1 protein-coding gene is annotated in these 269 nt (G+C 63.2%); it reads right to left on the reverse strand.

Translation table 11 applies throughout. From position 1 onward, the window contains the following. The coding region (locus B4L26_RS10105) for an LCP family protein (protein ID WP_290718598.1) at nucleotides 1-269 on the reverse strand (269 nt) is incomplete at both ends.

Raw genomic sequence — 269 nt, forward strand, 5'->3', positions numbered from 1 at the left:
CCGATCTCGGCGTAGTGGTCGATGTGCACCCCGGACACAGATTCGACGGTCTGCACCAGCAGCTGTGGACCGCCCATGTTGAATGCGGCATTGATCTTGTGGCTGCCATAGCCGGGAACCTCGACGTAGAGGTCGCGCGGAATGGAGATGATCGCCGTCTTGCCCTTCTTCGGCTTCGAGATCAGCATGATCGTGTCGGTGCGCGCACCGCCCTCGTCGGGCCCGGTCGACAGCTTCTTGCGCTCTGCGGCCGTCAAGCCTTCGCGGGA

Source organism: Gordonia sp. UBA7599, assembly GCA_002477755.1.
Lineage (GTDB): Bacteria > Actinomycetota > Actinomycetes > Mycobacteriales > Mycobacteriaceae > Gordonia.